Here is a 5,228-nt window from a genome sequence, read left to right as displayed (position 1 = left end):
AATTTTGCGAACTTCTACATCATTGATATTGGCTGAGACCTCATACATTCCATACGTTGGAGGTACAGTTATGACATTGTCTGATCCTGGATTGCAGAATGCACGGAAGAGAATGTCGATTGCTTCATCGCTTCCATTTCCTAAAAACATATTTCGGGGAGGAACGCCTTTAATTTCTGAAAGGCGTTTTTTAACCTTAAACTGTAATGGATCAGGATAGCGGTTAAAGCTTTCATTTAAAGGAGATCCATACGAATTCTCGTTGGCATCTAAATAAACTGAGGCTTCTCCTTTGAATTCATCTCTAGCCGACGAATAGGGTACAAGTTCTTTTATATTTTTACGAAGTATATGCTGTAGGTTGAACATCGTATTTTGATTTATATCCTTACAAATTTTGATTTTATTACTCCTATTTGTTTTTTAGTCGTACAGTAACGGCATTTTTGTGAGCCTGTAATCCTTCTAAAGATGCTAATATTTCTACTGTAGGCCCCAGGTTTATTATTCCTTCTTTGCTGATATGTTGAAAGGTGATCTTTTTGATGAAAGAATCAACCGAAACACCTGAATATGCTCGCGCATATGAACTGGTTGGTAATGTATGATTGGTGCCTGAAGCATAATCGCCTGCACTTTCTGGAGTTAGATGTCCCAGAAACACAGAGCCTGCATTACTAATATCTCGACTAATAGCCTCCCATTGGTCTGTTGCCAGGATCAAATGTTCAGGAGCGTAAATATTACTAAACTCCATTGCTTCTAAAAGGTTGGAACATTGAATGGCATAAGAGTTCTGCAGTGCTTTTGCGGCAATCTCTGCCCGTGGAAGTTGATCTAATTGTTTTTTTAGTTCAGCCGAAGTTTCATCAATGATTCTTTTTGAATCAGAAACCAATATTGCCTGACTATCAATTCCATGTTCAGCCTGAGCTAATAGATCAGCTGCTACATACTCAGGATTGGCAGAATCATCTGCTATGATGAGCACTTCTGATGGTCCGGCCGGCATATCAATGGCAGTCTGACTTTCAGATTGAATTATTGTTTTTGCTTTAGTTACGTATTGATTGCCGGGACCAAATATTTTATCAACTTTCTGAATACTCGCTGTGCCATAAGCCATTGCAGCAATTGCCTGAGCTCCCCCTGCAAGATAAATGCGTTCGATACCTAATAATTGTGCACAGAATGCCAGATAAGCATTCACTTTTCCATCTTTTTGAGGAGGTGAACAAACAATGATTTGTTTACAGCCAGCAAGTATTGCAGGTACACCAAGCATTAAAAATGTGCTAGGCAATACAGCTGTTCCTCCAGGGATATACAGACCTACTTTTTCAATGGCTCTGTATTCACGCCAGCAAATAACTCCTTTGGTTGTCTCAGTTTTTTCTTCAGCACGGAGCTGAGTTTCATGAAACTTTCGGATATTAGTATAAGCCAGTTTTATTGCATTTTTCTCGGCTTCTCCTGCCGTAGCGGCAATAGTTTTAATCTCCTTTTTATCCAGGAAAAGTGTTTGAAGTACAATCCCATCAAACTTCTTAGCATAGGCTATTAAAGCTTCATCGCCTTGCTGTTTAACATGCTGAATGATCTCTTCAACAGTGCTTCGGATAGTATTATTTGGATCAACATTGCGTCGGCATAGGTCTTCAATTCCTTTACGATTCAGATCCTTAAAATTATAGACTTTTAACATGGCGATTTTTAAAATCTGACTATAAGATGATCTTTTCAATTGGCATGACCACGATTCCTTGCGCTCCTGCAGCCTTCAAAAGGCTAATTTTTTCCCAGAAATCACGCTCTGGTATTACCGTATGTATAGCCACCCAGCCTTCTTCTGCTAGTGGAACTACCGTCGGGCTTTTAACTCCCGGCAACAGTGATAAGATCTGATCAATGTTTTTTACTTCAGCATTCAGAACCACATATTTGGTTTCTTTTGCGCGCAATACAGACTGTATTCGCTGGATGAGTTCAATAATCAGTGGTTCATTTTCAATGCCATTTCGTCCAATTAACACAGCTTCCGACTTCATGACTTCAGCAAATGGCTTTAGTCCGTTGCTTTTCAATGTACCTCCGGTTGACACAATATCAAAAATAGCATCACTTAATCCAAGGCCTGGTGCAATTTCAACTGATCCCGAAATTGTTCTGATCTCAGCATTGATGTTGTTATCATCTAGGAAATTTTTCAGGATTACAGGATAAGAGGTTGCAATTGACTTTCCGTTCAGATCGGTAATATGTTCAATGGTGCTATGTGTTTGCACTGCCAATTTAAGCGTGCATTTGCCAAAGCCCAGCATTTGCAAGAAGCTCACATCTACACCTGTTTCACTGATCACGTTTTCTCCAACAATTCCAAGGTCAGCAATACCATCCTGAACATATTCAGGGATATCATCATCGCGAAGAAAAAGTATTTCAAGCGGAAAATTTGAAACGTTTGAGATGAGGGAACTTTTATAATTTTCGAAGCTTAGGCCGCAATTTTTAAGAAGTTCAACCGATTTTTCGTTTAATCTACCAGATTTCTGGATAGCTATTTTAAGAGTTTTCAAAGTGTATGTTTTAATCAGACCAAAAATTTATTAAGAAACAGTTTCACGTAGAAACGTATATAGTATTACATCGCCGCAAAGCGATGATGGAAATGTACGTGATGTGTGAAAACTAAATTCATAATTTTTGGCCCAAATAGCTTGGGAAGCATGCAAATATACAGATTGGATATGGGAATATGAAATTTTATGTGTTGTCAGTTGTCAGTTGTCTGTTGTCAGTTGTCAGTTGTCTGTTGTATGAAGTCTGAGGTATGAAGTCTGAAGTATGAAAAAATCAGAAAATTTCAATTAGCACTTTATATCTAACTACTAATTACTAACTACTAATTCTTCTTTCAAAGATGATTAATTATCATTAATTTTGAATCTTAATGAGATTCCTATCCCCCGGATTTTTATTTGCCCTCCTGACTATCGCCATTCCAGTCATTATTCATCTTTTTAATTTCAGGAAATTTAAAAAAGTATACTTCAGCAATGTTCGTTTTTTGAGGAATGTGCAGATACAGACTTCGTCTAGGCAGCATCTCAAAGACCGATTGATACTAATGGCAAGAATATTAGGACTAACGTTCCTGGTTCTGGCATTTGCAAGACCATATATTCCTGGTCCTTTGCAGAATAAGGGGTCTCAAAATCAGGTTCTCAGCATTTTTATTGATAATTCATTCAGCATGGAAACGCTGAACAAAGAAGGAACTCTGCTTGACGAAGCAAAAAGAAGAGCAAAAGAGATTGCTTCAGCCTATAGCCTGAATGATAAATTTCAGCTCCTTACCAATGATTTTGAAGGCAGATATCAACGATTGCTGAATTTAGAGGAGTTTCAGAGTGCCATAGATGAAGTGGAAATAAGTGCATCCAGAAGAGATCTTCAGCAAATTATCAATAGGCAAAATGATGTTTTTTTGAACGAGCCAAACTCACCAAAAACCAATTATATAATTTCTGATTTTCAGAATAATTTACTGTCTTTAAAACCGGTTCTTTTAGATAGTTCAACTGCTATACGGCTTGTTCGTTTAAAGTCGAACCACCAGCCTAATGTTTCTGTTGATTCATTGTGGTTCAGTTCGGCAATTCATAAGCCGGCTGATTCTGAACAACTCATCGTAAAACTTAAAAACAATTCGGACCAAGAAGCTAGTAGCATTCCAATTAAACTGTTTATTAATAAAGAGCAAAAAGCACTCGGCAGTATTACAGTAAAAGCACGATCAAGCGCAACAGATACCTTATTTTTTAGCGTGCTAAAAGGAGGTTGGCAAAATGCTGAGCTTGAAATAACTGATTATCCGGTTGTATTTGACGATAAATTTTACTTCAGCTTTAACGTACAGCAAGTTTTGCCTGTACTGGTAGTAAATGGAGGTGCAGAAAATGAGTATTTAAATTCCGTATTTGGTTCAGATCCGTTTTTTTCTTTGAATAATTCGTCGTTAGGTAGTGTAAACTATTCAAGTCTGGATTCTTACCCGCTAGTTATTTTGAATGAGCTTCCTGATATTAGCGAGGGGCTTTCGCAGCAGCTTCAAGCATATTGCAAGCGCGGAGGAAATATTATGGTATTTCCTGATCTAAATAATGATCAATTATCCTTGAAGAAGTTTCTCCAATTTGTAGGTACTGATGTGCCTTTAGAGGTGATAACTTCTTCAAACAGCGTATCAGTAATCAATCTGCAGCATCCTGTTTTTAAAGGGGTTTTTGAAAATATTCCTCAAAAAATGGATCTTCCTGTTGTTAAAAAATACCTGCGCTATAGTTCTTTGAACACTACCAAACGACAAAATTTGCTTGAACTTCCAGGAAAAGTTAACTTTTTAAGTGAATACCGCTTTGGAAATGGAAAAGTTTATTTGTTGGCAGTACCTTTGAAAACTGAATTCAGTAATTTTGCCAGACATTCAATATTTGTTCCTATCATGTACCAAGCGGCACTTTTATCGATCAGGTCTCAGAATTTATTCTATCAACTAAATTCTCAGCAAATGATAGAATTTCCAAAAATAACCTTAAATCCAAATCAAAATCTTAAATTAAGGAAAGATAAGTTCGAGGCAATTCCAGATCTTAGACAAAATGAAAATTTATCGCAAATTTACATCGCTGATCAAATTAAACAGGTGGGTAACTATCAGTTGCTGAAGAACGATAGTCTGATTTCTATTGTTTCATTCAATGATGCAGGATCTGAGTCAGATATGTCGTATGCAAGTGATAAAGAACTGAGGAATAATTTTGTTGGAAATAGAATTGATCTTTTAGATCCCGAAGCTGGCTCAATGGTGAGTATGATAAAATCTGTTAATCAGGGTAGTTCATTATGGAAAGTTTGTTTGATATTAGCTCTTTTATTTTTTGCCGCAGAAATTTTACTGATCCGTTTTTACAATAAACTACCACTAAAACCTTTAAACAATTGAAAAACTTATTAATTCAATCTGCCACAATTCTGCACCCAAACAGTCCTTTTAATGGAAAGCTAGCAGATGTATTGATTATTGATGGTAAGATCTTTGAGATAGGAAACAAGATCGCTGCACCGAATGCCAAAACAGTAATTATCTCTGGAAAGGGTCAGTTTCTTTCGCCTGGGTTTCTTGATATTAACGTTAATTTTGGCGAACCGGGATTGGAAACAAAGGA

General features: G+C 37.0%; 4 protein-coding genes and 1 pseudogene. 2 read left to right on the top strand and 3 right to left on the bottom strand.

Annotated elements, in window-relative coordinates; all coding sequences use genetic code 11:
• From ACIQZ6_RS11670 to hisG, 3 genes are all read right to left on the bottom strand, one after another.
• On the bottom strand, positions 1-369 hold a 369-nt coding region (locus tag ACIQZ6_RS11670; RefSeq protein ID WP_395811292.1), incomplete at its 3' end, for an aminotransferase class I/II-fold pyridoxal phosphate-dependent enzyme.
• 43 nt (positions 370-412) lie between these two features.
• Positions 413-1,705 (bottom strand): histidinol dehydrogenase, encoded by a 1,293-nt coding sequence (hisD, locus tag ACIQZ6_RS11665; RefSeq protein WP_395811290.1) that lies wholly within the window; start codon positions 1,703-1,705, stop codon positions 413-415.
• A 19-nt stretch (positions 1,706-1,724) separates the two neighbouring features.
• On the bottom strand, positions 1,725-2,576 hold the full coding sequence (gene hisG / locus ACIQZ6_RS11660) for an ATP phosphoribosyltransferase (protein WP_395811288.1): 852 nt from the start codon (positions 2,574-2,576) through the stop codon (positions 1,725-1,727).
• 374 nt (positions 2,577-2,950) lie between these two features.
• Here hisG and ACIQZ6_RS11655 point away from each other — a divergent pair, with 374 nt between their 5' ends.
• Both ACIQZ6_RS11655 and ACIQZ6_RS11650 read left to right on the top strand, forming a co-directional pair.
• On the top strand, positions 2,951-5,005 hold the full coding sequence (locus ACIQZ6_RS11655) for a BatA domain-containing protein (RefSeq protein ID WP_395811286.1): 2,055 nt from the start codon (positions 2,951-2,953) through the stop codon (positions 5,003-5,005).
• Positions 5,002-5,228, top strand: a pseudogene (locus ACIQZ6_RS11650) (dihydroorotase); the annotation flags it as partial. The gene ACIQZ6_RS11655 and the pseudogene ACIQZ6_RS11650, both read left to right, overlap by 4 nt.

The organism is Daejeonella sp. (assembly GCF_044348475.1).
Lineage (GTDB): Bacteria > Bacteroidota > Bacteroidia > Sphingobacteriales > Sphingobacteriaceae > Daejeonella.
The sequence above is the reverse complement of the archived record's forward strand: the minus strand, read 5'-3'. Positions and strand labels throughout refer to the sequence as shown.

Excerpts from the sequence above, each read along its gene's own strand:
- hisD (WP_395811290.1), bottom strand. The coding sequence starts at position 1,705 with ATGTTAAAAGTCTATAATTTTAAGGATCTGAATCGTAAAGGAATTGAA.
- ACIQZ6_RS11655 (WP_395811286.1), top strand. The coding sequence starts at position 2,951 with ATGAGATTCCTATCCCCCGGATTTTTATTTGCCCTCCTGACTATCGCC.